The organism is Bacillus sp. ISL-51 (genome assembly GCF_018613535.1).
Lineage (GTDB): Bacteria > Bacillota > Bacilli > Bacillales > Bacillaceae > Bacillus.
Map to the genome: position 1 here is coordinate 226,852 of NZ_JAGGQB010000006.1, position 15,284 is coordinate 242,135.

A 15,284-nucleotide genomic window follows, 5' to 3' on the forward strand; every position below is an offset into this window, starting at 1 on the left:
ACAACAGGAGGCCGATGTATGTCTGAAAAAACAATTATTGTCATTGGTTCGGGGACGGCCGCACTTTCATTTGCTTCCTCATTGCCCCCGTCATACCAAGTGACTGTCATCACGAAAAAAAAGGTTAAAAACAGCAATTCACATTATGCCCAAGGCGGAATTGCCGCTTCTTACGCAAAAGAAGACTCCATCGAGTCCCATGTAAACGATACGCTGTACGCGGGCTGCGGCCATAATGATGTGACAGCTGTCCGGGAACTGTTGAAGAGCGGGAAAAAAATCATCAATCAGCTGACGGCAAGCCAATTTCCATTTGATCTTGATTCATGCGGAGAAGTGAGCCTCGGTAAAGAAGGGGCTCATTCAATCCGAAGAATTCTGCATGCCGGAGGAGACGCCACCGGACGAATCTTGGTTGATTTTCTGCTTCAGCAGCTTAGCAGCAGAATACAAATCATTGAACAAGAAATGGCAGTAGATCTGCTGATTGAGCACGGCAGATGTGCCGGGGTTGCTGTGAGGGATGCGGAGGGCTTGGTTTCATACAGAAGAGCGGACTATGTAGTGCTCGCATCCGGCGGCTGCGGCAATCTTTATCAGCATCATACAAACGATTCTGCTATAACGGGAGACGGAATCGCGCTTGCTTACCGGGCGGGGGCGGAGATAACGGATATGGAATTCACCCAGTTTCATCCGACGCTCCTTATCAAAAACGGAGCCGCACACGGGCTTATATCTGAAGCGGTCAGAGGAGAGGGCGGTTGTTTAACGGACCTGTCAGGGCGCCGGATTATGGCCGGCAGGCACCCGCTGAAAGATTTGGCGCCAAGAGACGTTGTCTCAAGAGTCATTCACGAAGAGATGATGAGAAATAATCCGATCAGCATGGATTGCAGCCGAATTTCCGGCTTTGAAAAGCGATTTCCGACCATAACAGGCATTTGTCAAGCAGCGGGTGTCGATATCAGCGAAGGAATACCTGTAGCCCCGGGGATGCATTTTTTGATGGGCGGTGTAAAAGTCAATATATGGGGAGAAACCGCTGTGCCTGACCTATACGCAATAGGAGAAACCGCCTGCACCGGCTTGCACGGAGCGAACCGGCTTGCAAGCAATTCACTGCTGGAGGCGCTGGCGAGCGGGCAAAGAGCGGCTGAGCATATCATTCGAAAGCCGGTCAATGGAAGATTTAAAAAAGCATCAGCGGAACCGGACATGACCTGTTCAGTACCGGATATCCCGCTTCAAGAGCTCCAAGCCGGAATGACAAATGCAGCCGGCATTGTCAGAGAAAAGGAACAATTGCAGGCGATGGAAAAATGGCTTTCTGCAGTATCTGTGGATCATATCAATGTGAAGAATATCACAATTGAACAAGCAGAGCTTTCTTTCTTATGGCAGGCCGCAAAACTTGTGACAGCCTCTGCGCTGCTGCGGGAAGAAAGCAGGGGAGCCCATTTTCGATCTGATTTTCCGCAAACGGAGGAACAGTGGCGCGGAAAACAAATCATTCATTCGAAATCAGAAACAGTCATCAGAAAAAACGAAGGGATTTGGAAACAATGGACGTTCTGCAGCTAAAGAAAATGCTGACTCATTTTTTTCAGGAGGATATCGGATCGGGGGACGCCACATCACAAGCGATCTTTTCAGATCATCGGTGTAAGGCTGAAATGATCGCCAAAACTGACGGAGTATTTGCCGGAGCTGCAATTATCCGTGAAGGTTACGGGCTTTTAGACAGTAAAATCCGCATCGATTTCATCAAAAAAGACGGAGAGCGGATGAAAAAAGGAGACATTCTTGCCTCATTAGAAGGACCTGCAGCTTCACTTCTTACCGGGGAGCGCGTCATTCTTAACCTCATTCAGAGAATGTCCGGCATCGCGACAATGACCGATGAGGCCAAAAGACGCCTGGATGATCCGGCCATTAAGCTTTGCGATACGAGAAAAACGACGCCGGGGCTGCGAATGCTTGAAAAATATGCCGTTCGAATAGGGGGAGGGCACAACCACCGGTTCGGCTTATATGACGGCATCATGATTAAAGATAACCATATCGCGGCGTGCGGTTCAATAAAGGCGGCTATGGAACGGGCGCGGAAAACAGCGGGCCATATGCTTGCGATAGAAGTTGAGATTGAATCAGAGCAGCAGCTTCAAGAAGCGATTGAGGCCGGAGCGGATGTCATTATGTTTGATAATTGTCCGCCTGAAACCGTCCGGCAATTTGCGAAAATGACTCCGGGCCATATCAAAACGGAAGCATCCGGAGGAATCACGCTTGAGACATTGCCTGCTTATAAGGGAACGGGCGTTCAGTTCATTTCCTTAGGGTTTCTGACTCATTCTGTCAAAAGCGCCGACATCAGTATGGATGTTGCAGTATCAAAAACAGGGGGACTGGAAAATGTCAATCTTTGATGTCATGACGAAATCAAATGAATTCATGCCGAGCCGTTATAAAGAGCTGACCGTTCGGGAAATGGAGGATCGGGTCGCTGCAGTGAAACGAAAATTCGGGAAGCGTCTGTTCATTCCCGGCCATCACTATCAAAAGGATGAGGTCATTCAATTTGCCGATACGACGGGTGACTCCCTTCAGCTTGCCCAGGTGGCGGAAAAAAATAAAGAAGCGGAATATATTGTGTTTTGCGGCGTACATTTTATGGCTGAAACGGCAGATATGCTGACCGCAGATGACCAAACCGTTATTTTGCCTGATATGCGCGCGGGCTGTTCGATGGCAGACATGGCAGATATACAGCAGACGGATAAAGCATGGGAAGAGCTTCAGCGTTTGTACAGAGACACCATCATCCCCTTAACGTATGTCAATTCTACTGCGGAAATTAAGGCGTTTGTCGGGCGGCATGGCGGGGCGACTGTGACCTCTTCAAATGCCCGGAAAGTGCTGGAATGGGCTTTTAAGCGAAAGAAAAGAATCTTATTTTTGCCGGATCAGCATCTGGGCAGAAATACGGCTTATGATCTCGGTATCCCGTTAGAGGATATGGCTGTATGGGACCCGATACAGGAACAATTGCTCACTGAGGAACACCCGGAAAAGATAAGGGTCATTCTGTGGAAAGGGCATTGCTCCGTCCATGAAAAGTTTACCGCGGAAAATATTTCTCATTTGCGTAAGCGTGATCCGGAGATTCGCATTATCGTTCATCCTGAATGCTCGCGGGAGGTGGTCTCACTCAGCGATGACAGCGGCTCTACCAAATACATCATTGATACGATTGAACGGGCTGAACCGAACAGCAAATGGGCGATTGGGACGGAGATGAACCTTGTTCAGCGCCTCATTCAGTCGCATCCGGATAAACAAATTGAATCGCTGAATCCTGATATGTGCCCATGTCTGACGATGAACAGAATTGACCTGCCTCATTTACTGTGGTCGTTAGAGCAGCTGGAAAAAGGCGAGCCGACAGGCGTTATCAAAGTGCCGAAGGCCGTTCAAAAAGAAGCATTGCGGGCGTTAAACAGAATGCTGAAACATACGTAAATATGAAAAAATTCCCCTCCTTTCAAAATTTTTAATCATCATGCCTTGTACGTAGGCATATATTGTGAAGAAACATATTGTAATGACAAATGAACCGTTCACGTTTTGTGCATAGGAGGGGAAAACGTTGAAAATTCATATCGTTCAAAAAGGCGATTCGCTCTGGAAAATAGCTGAAAAATACGGAGTTGATTTTGAAGAGGTAAAAAAACTGAATACTCAGCTCAGCAATCCAGACTTAATCATGCCTGGAATGAAGATAAAAGTGCCTTCAGAAGCCGTTCCGGTCAGAAAAGAACCTAAGGCACATTTCGGGCCTTCAGTGCAAAAGCACGAGCATCCATACGCTAAGGAAAAGCCGAAATCAGTTGTGGACATTGAAGATACAATGCCGGAAGAAGAAAAGCCGCCAGTGCCGTATGTGCCGCCAATGCCCGAAAAGCATGAAAATGTACTGCCGGAAGCTGATATGAATCAATATTATCCATCCAATCAGCTGTTTCAGCCGTGGTCGCCTCCTAAGCCGGAGGAGCCAGTGACGCATTTTGTCGAGCAGAAAGAGAATGAGTTTGACAAGAATAAATTTCCACAACAGGAGGCAATGATCAATATGGAAAACTCGAATTACCCGAATATGCCTAATATGCCGAAGGCGCCTGAAGCCGGTAAGCTGGAAGAAGAAAATATGGCTTATAACATACCGAATATGCCTAATATTCCAGCCATGCCGATGGTTGAGCCGTATATGCATTACCCGATGCCTTGCTGCCCATGTCCGGTTCCGGTCACGCCGGTGCTGCCGGGTTCAGGATTGTGCCACCCTTTCTATCCGATAGGCGGAGGCTATCCGATGCCATATTCATACGGGTTCCATCCGGGCTATGTTTCACCGGCTGGATACGGCGGATATGAAAATCAGGCTCTTGAGAATGCGGAGCACGGCCATTATGACGGCTATAAATCATCGGCTGCACCAATTTATGGAGGCACACCGTACGCTCATATGCCATATTACGGCGGTTATCCGGGAAGCGGAGCGCATCATTATGCGAATGCGCCTCATGGACATGAGGATGGAAAATATAAGGATGATGATTGCGGCTGTCATGATTCACATCATCATCACCATCACGGAGGACATCACCATTATGCAACTATGCCTGTGCAGGCTTATCCGAATATGGGAGCGTATGCCGGGCATTATATGCCTTACGGCGGAGCAGCCCCAAATGTCACGCCGAATCAGCCGAGCGCAAACCAAATGTTCGGCCGGCCGGAGGAAGAAGAAGATTAATCATTCGGGACGATGTATGTCGTTCCTTTTTTTATGCTGGTCATAACTGACAAGCTTAAACCCCCCGTTTGCCGCACATCCTAAACATGAGCGGAAACGCTCAGATAGTGATGAATCCACGGGGGGTTTTTCCATTGGGTAAAAAATTGACGACGATAGCCGGCCTTTTGGTCGTGACAGCAAGCTTATCAGCATGCGGAGCAAACAATGCCATGAATGATGGGCGTTACAATCATAATCAGACAACCCGTCCTGTCGGGTACTATTCAAATGATAATGATATCGGCAGACGTCAGAACGGAATGGACCACCAAGGTCCAATTTCCGAAATGATGGAAAATCGAAACGGGCGTCATAACACAACGAATGTGACCGATCGCTATGCACCGAATGACGGCGTTCCGTTAACAACGGACGGAACTTATAACGGCCGTAACAGCCGTAACGTTAACAACCCGGCTGCGATGTCATACAATGGCTATGACAATGCCGGAAATATCAGAACGGCAGCAAACATTGCAGACCGTGTGAAAAAAGTAAACGGCGTTCAGGATGCTCAGGTCATTGTTACCGATACCCGAGTCGTAATCGCTGTCAGAACGAACCATCCTTTTACGAAACATAATGATAAGCAAGTCAAAAAGGCAGCGCAAAAATTTGCAGACGGACGCACGATTCAAGTGTTTACCGATAATGCAACATTTACAAGGCTGCGCGACATGAATCAAAACAGCCGTTAAAAGCAAACTGCCGGATGATGTCATCCGGCAGTGTTTACATATTAAGACACCCGTTTATCAGCATACTCCTTTTCCCAAAAAACAGCGTTTTTTATGCCGAGCGCCTTAGGATCAAACACAGGGTCAAGCCCTTGTTTTTTCTGTTTTTCATAGTCCTTTAATGTAAGCAAAGCCGGTTTTGCAAGCACGACAATGGCGATGACATTCAGCCATACCATGATTCCCAGCCCGGCATCTCCAAGCGCCCAGGCGATATCTGCCGTTTTAACCGCTCCGTAAAACGTTGCGATAAGAATGACTGCTTTTAAGCCGAGCATCGCCCATTTGTTGTTTCCGCCCCGTGTTAAGTAGACGATATTGGTCTCGGCGATGTAGTAATAAGCCATAATGGTCGTAAAAGCGAAGAAGAAAAGAGCGACTGCGACAAAACCTGCACCAAATCCCGGCATAACTTGATCAATTGCCGCCTGAGTAAAACCGGGGCCTGCTTCAACTCCTTTGACATGGTTGACAATATACGAGCCGTCCTCTGCCTGAGTATTAAACATCCCTGTAAATAAAATCATAAATGCGGTTGCCGAACAGACAAACAGCGTATCAATATAAACCGAAAAAGCCTGAACCAAACCTTGCTTGGCCGGATGAGAAACCTCTGCGGCGGCCGCCGGATGCGCTCCTGTTCCCTGCCCTGCTTCATTAGAATAGATTCCCCGTTTCACTCCCCAGGAAATCGCCATTCCGATGAGTCCGCCAAACGCAGAATCCAATGCAAACGCGCTTTTGAAAATCAGTGCGATAACCGCGGGCAGCTCCGTAATATTCATCAATATAATGACCAGTGACAAAAGGATATAACCCAAGGCCATGAACGGAACGATCATCTGCGCGGCCTGAGCGATCCGTTTCACTCCGCCGAAAATGATAAAACCGAGCAGCAGCACGAGGAAGCAGCCCGTAAAAATGGGGCTGATGCCAAATGCGTTATTTATTCCTTCCGCGATCGAATTGGATTGAACACCCGGCATCAGGACAGCCATGGCAATGAGTGCGGCAAAGGCGAACAATACGGCAAACCATTTGATTCCGATTCCTTTTTCTATGTAATAAGCAGGACCGCCCCTGTACTGGCCGTTTTCTTTTACTTTATAAATTTGCGCGAGGGTGGACTCGACAAAGGCGCTGGCTGAACCGATAAAGGCGATGACCCACATCCAAAACACGGCGCCGGGACCGCCGAATGCTATGGCTGTTGCCACGCCGGCAATATTCCCCGTCCCTACGCGCCCTGAGAGCGCAATAGATAATGCCTGAAATGACGATACGCCGGCTTCAGAGCTTTTTCCCTGAAACATCAGAAGAACCATCTCTTTTATATGCCGGACTTGCAAAAACCGGGTCAAAATGGAAAAGATAAGGCCAACGGCTAACAAAATATAAATAACGGGCGTGCTCCATAAAATACCGTTTAAGCTTGCTGTAAACTCTGCCAATCAGATTCCCCCTCGTTTGTCGTATATTTGGATTATGGCGCGGCATGACTATTTACACAATTTTTTTGGGATATTTTCTCCCTCATTATTAAAAAACCATCTTCATCATTTCTTTACATTTTCTTAAAATGCCCTTCATATCGCCTTGATAAGATGAAAGCAAGAAGAAAGAGACGGAGGGGCCGGAATGAAAAAAACAAACCAGTATGACCAAAGCTGCGGGGCAGGGGAAGCGTATCTAACCGTCAGGGGCTATCGCCTCAAGCTGACGGCCGGGCAAATGAAACTGATTGCAGGTAAGCGCAAATAGCATGGCAAGGCAGCCTTCGGACGGGAGGGCTGCTTTTTTGCGGATGCAAAGGAAAGAATGGTTAAGCCGCCGCATCTTTGGTCAAACTAGCATAAAGAGTTTGATTGAATAAAGAGGTGTTTTTGGTGAAACGTCTTTTGTTTATGCTTATATTATCAGCCGCAGCCGTTTTTACAGGGGAGTCCCGCGCGTTTGGAGCGGAAGTCGAGCATTACGGGCCGCTGCGGGTGCACGTGCAGCTGGAAAGGGTCTATTTAGACGGAGATGTCGGCATTGAACATACGGATGAAACCGTTTTGGCGATGGAGGATTTTTGGGCGGCCTATGCGGGATGGACGCTTGTTGAACAGAAAAAAGGGTTTGTGCTGTTCCGCAAACATGTAGATGATATCTCTCCGCTCAGCAAAGTCAACGGATATATCGGCATCACGGACGGGGGCGTCATTTCCACTTTTCACGGCCGTCCCGACTCTTTAGCGGAGCCGATCCAGTCCTTCTTTCAGATTGATTTAGAACGGCTGGAAAGCCATTTGCAAAAACACTTGGAAAACGGCATACCGTACAGGACAAAAGCAGAATTTGAGAGCGTCATCGATCATATTAAGACATACAGCGGATGACTTTTGTGTAAGACATGTTCCCCATGTCTTTTTTTTCTGACGTGAGAAGGGAGGCAAAGCGAACATACGTTAACTTTTCTTAAGACTTTGGCTGTTTTTATGGTACAATGAAAAGCAGTCAAAGAGGTGAATAGGTGTGATTGAATTCGTGAAGGGGACGATTGATTACGTATCTCCCCAGTACATTGTGATTGAAAACGGCGGAATCGGCTATCAGATCTTCACACCGAATCCGTTTATCTATAAGGTAAGCAATCAAGAAACCATTTTTACGTACCATCATATTAAAGAAGACGCCTTTTCCCTGTACGGTTTTTCAACGCGTGAAGAAAAAGCGCTTTTCACAAAGCTGTTAAACGTCACCGGCATCGGGCCGAAAGGGGCGCTTGCGATACTCGGTTCGGGTGATCCGGGGGCGGTCATTGAAGCGATTGAACAGGAAGATGAAGCCTTTTTGGTGAAGTTTCCCGGCGTCGGCAAAAAAACGGCCCGGCAGATCATTCTGGATTTAAAAGGGAAGCTTGCCGATGTAGTGCCTGAAATGATCGACAACTTGTTCAATCATGAAGAACGCATTGAAAAACAAGAGGCTGAGACGGCGCTCGACGAGGCGCTTGAAGCGCTCAGGGTTCTCGGTTATGCCGAGAAAGAGATTAAGAAAGTGCTTCCTCACTTAAAAGAGGAAACGGCGCTTTCCACAGATCAATATGTGAAAAAAGCATTGCAAAAACTATTAAAGTAAGGTGATGTTCATGGATGAACGGCTCGTTTCAAGTGAAGCAGACAGCCATGAATCAATAATAGAGCAAAGCCTCAGGCCGCAAAGGCTCGCGCAATACATCGGCCAGCAGAAGGTAAAAGAAAATTTGCGCGTGTTTATCGATGCGGCAAAAATGAGGCAGGAAACGCTTGATCATGTTCTTTTATACGGGCCGCCTGGGCTCGGGAAAACAACGCTTGCATCCATTGTGGCCAATGAGATGGGCGTAGAGATGCGGACCACGTCAGGGCCTGCGATTGAAAGACCCGGCGATTTAGCTGCGATTTTGACGGCGCTTGAGCCTGGTGATGTACTGTTTATAGATGAAATTCACAGACTGAACCGCTCAATCGAAGAAGTGCTGTATCCTGCGATGGAGGATTTCTGCCTCGATATCGTTATTGGAAAAGGCCCTTCCGCCAGATCCGTCCGTCTCGATCTTCCGCCTTTTACGCTGGTAGGCGCGACGACGAGGGTCGGTCTTTTAACGGCGCCGCTCAGAGATCGGTTCGGGGTGCTGTCGCGTCTTGAATATTATACGCAGGAAGAGCTGACAGATATCGTTTCGAGAACGGCAGAGGTATTTGAAGTGGATATAGAACAAGCGTCTGCTTTAGAAATTGCCAGGCGCTCAAGGGGAACGCCGCGGGTCGCAAACCGGCTCCTCAGAAGGGTCAGAGATTTTGCCCAAGTGTTAGGCGACAGCAGCATCACAGAAGAAATTGCTCACGATGCGCTTGAGCGTCTTCAAGTTGACGCGCTCGGCCTTGACCATATCGACCACAAGCTTTTAACGGGTATGATTGAAAAATTCAACGGAGGTCCTGTGGGGCTTGATACGATTTCCGCGACAATCGGCGAAGAACCGCATACAATAGAGGACGTATACGAACCGTATCTTCTGCAAATCGGATTTCTCCAAAGAACGCCGAGAGGGCGGATCGTGACGCGGGCTGTGTATGAGCATTTTCGATTGGAGGCGCCCCGCTATGATTGAATTTCCTAAAATTCTCATGGTTCTTGGTGCTGTTTTGCTTATTGCCGGAGCAGTCTGGCATTTTGTCGGAAGGATGCCCGGAGATATTTTCGTCAAAAAAGGGAACGTAACATTTTTCTTTCCCGTTGTTACTTGTATTATAATCAGTGTGATATTATCAATCTTACTCAATCTTTTCAGCAGAATGAAATAACAAAAGACAGAATAAAGGTGAAATGATGAAAGTCGATTTATTTGATTTTGAACTCCCTGATCACTTAATTGCCCAAGTGCCGCTGAAACAGCGTGACGCTTCACGGCTGATGGTGCTTGATAAACATACGGGAGGGCTTACGGACAGTTCATTTAAAGAGATTGTCAGCTTTTTTAAAGAAGGGGACTGTCTCGTATTGAACAATACCCGTGTTCTGCCTGCCAGATTATTCGGCACAAAAGAAGATACGGGAGCAAAAGTGGAGCTCCTTTTGTTAAAACAGGAAGAAAACGACAGATGGGAAACGCTTGTAAAGCCGGCGAAACGTGTGAAAAAAGGCACGGTTCTGACGTTTGGCGACGGCCGGCTGAAAGCGGTTTGCACAGAAGAGCTTGATCACGGCGGCAGAAAAGTGGAGTTCCGTTACGACGGAATTTTCTATGAGGTGCTTGAATCGCTCGGTGAAATGCCGCTGCCGCCATATATAAAAGAGCAGCTTGATGACAAAGAACGTTACCAAACCGTTTTCTCAAAGGAAATCGGTTCTGCCGCCGCGCCGACAGCCGGGCTTCATTTTACGGAAGAAATCCTGGACGAGCTGAAGCAAAAAGGCGTACGGATAGAATTTATCACTCTTCACGTCGGGCTCGGGACATTCCGTCCGGTCAGCGCGGATGAAGTGGAAGAACACAATATGCATGCAGAATTTTATGAGATGACGGAAGAAACCGCCGCCTCGTTAAATGAGGTCAGAAAAGCGGGCGGCCGCATTGTGTCAGTCGGAACGACATCAACGCGCACGCTTGAAACCATTGCCGGCGACAATGACGGCACATTCACCGCTTCAAGCGGCTGGACTTCCATTTTCATTTATCCCGGCTACGAGTTTAAAGCGATAGACGGCATGATCACAAATTTTCACCTGCCGAAATCGTCGCTGATTATGCTTGTTTCTGCGCTTGCCGGCAGAGATCATGTTCTTCATGCATACCGCCACGCGGTAGAAGAGGAATATCGTTTCTTCAGCTTTGGCGACGCCATGCTGATTATCTAATTTGAATGACAGGAGGCCTCATATCAAGTGGCTGAACAACCTATACGTTATGAATTTATAAAGGAATGCAAACAAACGGGAGCGCGTCTGGGCAGAGTGCATACGCCCCATGGCTCCTTTGAGACACCGGTATTTATGCCAGTAGGAACGCTTGCAACGGTGAAGACAATGTCTCCTGACGAGCTGAAATCAATGGATGCGGGTATTATTTTAAGCAACACCTACCATTTATGGCTCCGCCCCGGACATGAGATCGTCAAAGAAGCGGGCGGACTTCATCAGTTCATGAACTGGGACCGCGCTATTTTAACGGATTCCGGCGGTTTTCAGGTTTTTTCATTAAGTAAGTTCCGCAACATCGAAGAAGAAGGCGTTCATTTCCGCAATCACTTAAATGGAGATAAGCTGTTTTTATCTCCGGAGAAAGCGATGGAAATTCAAAATGCGCTCGGCTCTGATATTATGATGGCGTTTGACGAATGCCCGCCGTATCCCGCAGAGTATGATTATATGAAACGGTCTGTGGAGCGGACAAGCCGCTGGGCGGAACGCTGTCTGAAGGCCCATGGACGCTCAGATGAGCAGGGCCTCTTCGGCATCGTCCAAGGCGGAGAGTATGAAGATTTACGGACACAAAGCGCGAAAGACTTGATTTCCCTTGATTTTCCGGGCTATGCTATAGGCGGATTGTCTGTCGGCGAACCGAAGCATGTCATGAACCGGGTTCTTGAGTTTACGACGCCGCTTTTGCCGAAGGACAAGCCGAGATACCTAATGGGCGTCGGTTCGCCGGATGCCTTAATTGACGGGGCGATCCGCGGAGTTGATATGTTTGACTGCGTGCTGCCGACACGTATTGCCCGAAACGGCACGGTGTTTACCAATGAAGGCCGGCTGAATATGAAAAATGCTAAATATGAGCGGGATTTCCGTCCGATTGATGAAGAGTGCAGCTGCCATACATGCAAAAATTACTCACGCGCTTACATCAGACATTTGATCCGCTGCAATGAAACGTTTGGAATTCGATTAACAACTTACCATAACCTTCATTTTCTGTTACACTTAATGGAGCAGGTAAGACAGGCTATTCGTGAGGATCGTCTGGGTGATTTCCGAGAAGAGTTCTTTGAGCGTTACGGCTATAACAAGCCAAATGCGAAAAGCTTCTAAATAAAACATACTTTTCGAAAGGAGGGACACATATGGGTACATTAGGTACAATCGTTCCTATTATCTTAATGTTTGCGGTTCTTTATTTCTTACTGATCCGTCCGCAGCAAAAGCAGCAAAAGGCTGTGCGCCAGATGCAGGAAGAGCTGAAAAAAGGAGATTCAGTGGTGACAATCGGAGGATTGCACGGCACTGTTGAATCAATTGATGAAAGCAAGGTCGTCATCAAAACAGGTGAAAACACCCGTTTAACGTTTGACCGCCGCGCGATCAGAGAAGCTTCTGCTGAGTAACAGCGAAGCTTATACATAATAAAAAAGAGCGGGGCTTCCGCTCTTTTTTTATGCTGATCTGCTTCCTTTTAAATTCACCCCGAAAATTCCGCCCAGCATACTGATTCCTAAAAACCCGAGATGAAACAGCAGCTGTCCTGAAGTAAACGTTTTTCCAAATCCTAAATACTGAAACAGCAAAATGATTAAGGAAAAACAAACCGCGGTTATCGCCCCGATCATCCAGCCTTTCTCTTTTGCTTTTCCGCCTGAAATAAATCCGCCCGCAAATAAAGAAAGAAATGAAAGGGAGGTGATCAGCCAGCTGAAAGAAGACTCTTCCAGTGATGTGACGGTCAGTAAAAGCGAAATGGCCAAACTCGTAAGAAGCATGGCTGCAAAAATAGCGACTAAGCCGTATAAAACGCCTTTTCCCACTTGTTTTGTTTCTTCCATCCTTATCTCCTCTCCGCCCACCGGACTGATGTTTGTAAAGCGTCATCAGCCAGGCCCGGGCTCGTCTTTTTCTAAATGTATTCTCTGAATGTTCGAATTAGACGTAAAAGCATCATGTTCAGCGCATTTCTTACATAAATCAGAGAGGTTGGCAAAAGCTATGACCGTTGGAGGTGCGATATGGAAGATATTTTCATTATTACGATTCGTACGATTGTGCTGTATTTTATCATTCTTGTGATTTTCAGGCTGATGGGCAAGCGGGAAATCGGAGAGCTGAGCATTTTAGATCTTGTCGTTTCTATTATGATTGCCGAAATTGCCGTTTTGGCGATTGAAAACGTAAAGGATAAGCTCCTGCATACAATTGTACCGATTGTCATTTTAATGATTATTCAAGTAAGTCTTGCTTATATTTCGCTCAAAAGCCAAAAAATACGGCAGCTTCTTGACGGCAAGCCGACGATTATCATTAAGCAGGGAAAAATTGACGAACGGGCGATGAGATCGCAACGCTACAATTTTGACGATTTACTCATGCAGCTGAGAGAAAATAATATCGAAAGAATATCCGACGTGTCATACGCCGTTTTGGAATCGTCAGGAAAACTTTCTATCGTCAAAAAGAAAAACAATAAGCATAAACAGCTCGAAACACCGCTTATTGTCGACGGGATTATTCAAAACGAGCATTTAGACAGAATCGGAAAAGATAAACAATGGCTCGAAAAAAATTTGGCGAAAAGAGGCTGCAGCGATCCTTCTGAGATTGCATTCTGCACGTTTACAGACGGCGTTTTTTTTATTGACATAAAGGACGAAAAAGGGAAGTCCTAAACTGGGTTCAGCGCGTCACAAGCCGGCCGATGACAGGAATCCGGCCGAGCTCCTCCCTTTTAATCAGACGGAATAAAAGCAGCAGCACGATATATAAAAGAACGGTCATGGCGATCCAGCCTGCGAGATTAACCGCTTCAGACCCTGAAAAGCGGACAGCTTGCTTTAAGAAACTGCTCGCATACCCGCATATAAAAATTACGGCAAAGCACAGCGCGTATTCTTTAATCTTAATGCTGATCGGCAGCACTTTGCTCACGGTGGCAGCATGCAAAAGGGTAACAAGCACCATTCCTGTCACAATCGCTAACGCCGCGCCCATAATGCCGAGAGAAGGCCTGGTAGCCAGGACAAAAATAAGTGCGGTTTTGACAACGGCGCCGATAAAACTGTTCATCATGGCGGCTCCTGCTAAATTGAGCGCCTGCAGCACAGCTTGAAGGGGCCCCTGAAAATAATAAAGCAGAAAAAATGGCGCCATGACTTTAATAAACACCGCCGCACCTGTTGATCCGTACATGACGGACATCAGCTCATCGGCAAAGGAGAACAAAATGACTACCGAAATTCCCCCGCTTAAAAGACAGAGCCGCATCGCCTGTTCCAGCCGATATTCGACAACCTGCAACTTTTTTTGCTCCATCCCTTCACTGATCGCAGGAACTAACGCAGTTGACAGAGAATAGGTAATAAAGCTGGGCAAGGTTAAAAGTGTCATGGCAAATCCGGTCAGCTCCCCATACTGACTGGTTGCCGCAGCGGTGGCCACCCCTGCAATCGCCAAGCTCTGCGCGACGACAATCGGTTCGAAAAACCATGACAGGTTTCCGATAAAACGGCTTCCGGTCGTCGGCAGCGATACGCTCATAAGCTGCATAAAGGTTTCTTTTCCGTTTACAATGGACTGGAAAAACTGTTTCCTGATTTTGATTGTCTTTTTGTATTTGAAACAAATGAATAGATATATAAGAGAGGCAAGCTCTCCGATGACAGAAGAAATCATGGCTCCGGCTGCGGCATATTCAATTCCGTACGGCAGGAAAATGGCGGTGCAGACCGCGACGAGAGAAATGCGCACGACTTGCTCAAGCACTTGAGAAAGCGCCAGCGGATTCATGTTCTGCCTTCCTTGAAAATAACCCCGCAGCACACTGGAGATGGCGATAATCGGCACGACCGGTGTAATCGCCAGCAGCGGGTATACCGTCCGTTTATCTGTCAGCATCGTTTCTGCCATAACGGGTGCAAAACATAAAAACAGCGGCGTGAAAATGAGGCTCAATATCCCGGTGATGGTAAGAGACATGACTAAAATATTTTTGGTTTTCTGCTGGTCTCCCCGGGCGCCGGCTTCAGCGACAAGTTTGCTGATGGCGACCGGGAGGCCGAATTGGGTCAAAGTGGTGGCCAAGAAAAAGGTGGGAGCAGCCATCATGTACAGGCCGACTCCTTCTTCACCGATAAACCGGGCGATAACCACCCGGTTGACAAAGCCGAGCATTCTTGTAATCATCCCAGCTGCGATGAGAATAAGAGTGCCCCTTAAAAAAGTCTGTTTTGCCATTT

The 15,284-nt window shown here is 47.4% G+C and carries 17 protein-coding genes; 14 read left to right on the forward strand and 3 right to left on the reverse strand.

Going from position 1 to position 15,284, the window contains the following annotated elements:
* Positions 1 to 18 precede the first annotated feature (18 nt).
* From nadB to J7E26_RS09780, 5 genes are all read left to right on the forward strand, one after another.
* Positions 19 to 1,584 (forward strand): L-aspartate oxidase, encoded by a 1,566-nt coding sequence (gene nadB, locus J7E26_RS09760; RefSeq protein WP_214813300.1) that lies wholly within the window; start codon positions 19 to 21, stop codon positions 1,582 to 1,584.
* Positions 1,566 to 2,429, forward strand: coding sequence for a carboxylating nicotinate-nucleotide diphosphorylase (nadC, locus tag J7E26_RS09765; RefSeq protein ID WP_214798126.1), 864 nt, complete (start codon positions 1,566 to 1,568; stop codon positions 2,427 to 2,429). The genes nadB and nadC overlap by 19 nt, the downstream gene beginning before the upstream one ends.
* A complete protein-coding gene (gene nadA / locus J7E26_RS09770) occupies positions 2,416 to 3,522 on the forward strand; it encodes a quinolinate synthase NadA (RefSeq protein WP_214798128.1) in 1,107 nt (368 codons plus the stop codon). The genes nadC and nadA overlap by 14 nt, the downstream gene beginning before the upstream one ends.
* A 127-nt stretch (positions 3,523 to 3,649) precedes the next feature.
* Positions 3,650 to 4,816, forward strand: a complete 1,167-nt coding sequence (gene safA, locus J7E26_RS09775) for a SafA/ExsA family spore coat assembly protein (protein ID WP_214798130.1) — start codon at positions 3,650 to 3,652, stop codon at positions 4,814 to 4,816.
* Positions 4,817 to 4,950: 134 nt separating this feature from the next.
* Positions 4,951 to 5,556, forward strand: coding sequence for a YhcN/YlaJ family sporulation lipoprotein (locus tag J7E26_RS09780; RefSeq protein WP_214798132.1), 606 nt, complete (start codon positions 4,951 to 4,953; stop codon positions 5,554 to 5,556).
* Positions 5,557 to 5,597: 41 nt separating this feature from the next.
* On the opposite strand, the gene J7E26_RS09785 is transcribed toward J7E26_RS09780, so the two are convergent.
* Positions 5,598 to 7,046 carry an alanine/glycine:cation symporter family protein gene (locus tag J7E26_RS09785; protein WP_214798134.1) on the reverse strand — a complete coding sequence of 483 codons (1,449 nt, stop codon included), beginning with the start codon at positions 7,044 to 7,046 and terminating at the stop codon, positions 5,598 to 5,600.
* Between the two features lie 187 nt (positions 7,047 to 7,233).
* Between J7E26_RS09785 and J7E26_RS18470 the strand changes: the two genes are divergently transcribed.
* From J7E26_RS18470 to yajC, 8 genes are all read left to right on the forward strand, one after another.
* The gene (locus J7E26_RS18470) at positions 7,234 to 7,356 is read left to right on the forward strand and encodes a hypothetical protein (protein ID WP_285288977.1); all 123 of its coding nucleotides are present in this window, start codon (positions 7,234 to 7,236) and stop codon (positions 7,354 to 7,356) included.
* 143 nt (positions 7,357 to 7,499) lie between these two features.
* Entirely contained in the window at positions 7,500 to 7,976 is a 477-nt protein-coding gene (locus J7E26_RS09790) for an intercompartmental signaling factor BofC (RefSeq protein WP_214798936.1), read from the forward strand.
* Between the two features lie 136 nt (positions 7,977 to 8,112).
* Positions 8,113 to 8,718: a Holliday junction branch migration protein RuvA gene (gene ruvA, locus J7E26_RS09795; protein WP_214798136.1), complete on the forward strand. Its 606-nt coding sequence runs from the start codon at positions 8,113 to 8,115 to the stop codon at positions 8,716 to 8,718.
* A 10-nt stretch (positions 8,719 to 8,728) separates the two neighbouring features.
* Positions 8,729 to 9,733, forward strand: coding sequence for a Holliday junction branch migration DNA helicase RuvB (gene ruvB, locus J7E26_RS09800; RefSeq protein ID WP_214798138.1), 1,005 nt, complete (start codon positions 8,729 to 8,731; stop codon positions 9,731 to 9,733).
* A complete protein-coding gene (locus tag J7E26_RS09805) occupies positions 9,726 to 9,926 on the forward strand; it encodes a DUF2905 domain-containing protein (RefSeq protein WP_214798140.1) in 201 nt (66 codons plus the stop codon). Before ruvB ends, J7E26_RS09805 begins: the two co-directional genes overlap by 8 nt.
* A 25-nt stretch (positions 9,927 to 9,951) precedes the next feature.
* Complete coding sequence (gene queA, locus J7E26_RS09810) at positions 9,952 to 10,980, forward strand: tRNA preQ1(34) S-adenosylmethionine ribosyltransferase-isomerase QueA (RefSeq protein WP_214798142.1); 1,029 nt, start codon at positions 9,952 to 9,954, stop codon at positions 10,978 to 10,980.
* Between the two features lie 27 nt (positions 10,981 to 11,007).
* Positions 11,008 to 12,153, forward strand: coding sequence for a tRNA guanosine(34) transglycosylase Tgt (gene tgt / locus J7E26_RS09815; RefSeq protein WP_214798144.1), 1,146 nt, complete (start codon positions 11,008 to 11,010; stop codon positions 12,151 to 12,153).
* A gap of 32 nt (positions 12,154 to 12,185) precedes the next feature.
* Complete coding sequence (yajC, locus tag J7E26_RS09820) at positions 12,186 to 12,446, forward strand: preprotein translocase subunit YajC (protein WP_214798146.1); 261 nt, start codon at positions 12,186 to 12,188, stop codon at positions 12,444 to 12,446.
* Positions 12,447 to 12,494: 48 nt separating this feature from the next.
* Here the strand turns inward: yajC and J7E26_RS09825 are convergent, their stop codons facing one another.
* Positions 12,495 to 12,881 (reverse strand): TIGR04086 family membrane protein, encoded by a 387-nt coding sequence (locus tag J7E26_RS09825; protein WP_214798149.1) that lies wholly within the window; start codon positions 12,879 to 12,881, stop codon positions 12,495 to 12,497.
* Positions 12,882 to 13,061: 180 nt separating this feature from the next.
* Between J7E26_RS09825 and J7E26_RS09830 the strand changes: the two genes are divergently transcribed.
* Complete coding sequence (locus J7E26_RS09830; RefSeq protein ID WP_214798151.1) at positions 13,062 to 13,718, forward strand: DUF421 domain-containing protein; 657 nt, start codon at positions 13,062 to 13,064, stop codon at positions 13,716 to 13,718.
* A gap of 7 nt (positions 13,719 to 13,725) precedes the next feature.
* On the opposite strand, the gene spoVB is transcribed toward J7E26_RS09830, so the two are convergent.
* Positions 13,726 to 15,282, reverse strand: a complete 1,557-nt coding sequence (spoVB, locus tag J7E26_RS09835; protein ID WP_214798153.1) for a stage V sporulation protein B — start codon at positions 15,280 to 15,282, stop codon at positions 13,726 to 13,728.
* Positions 15,283 to 15,284 lie beyond the last annotated feature (2 nt).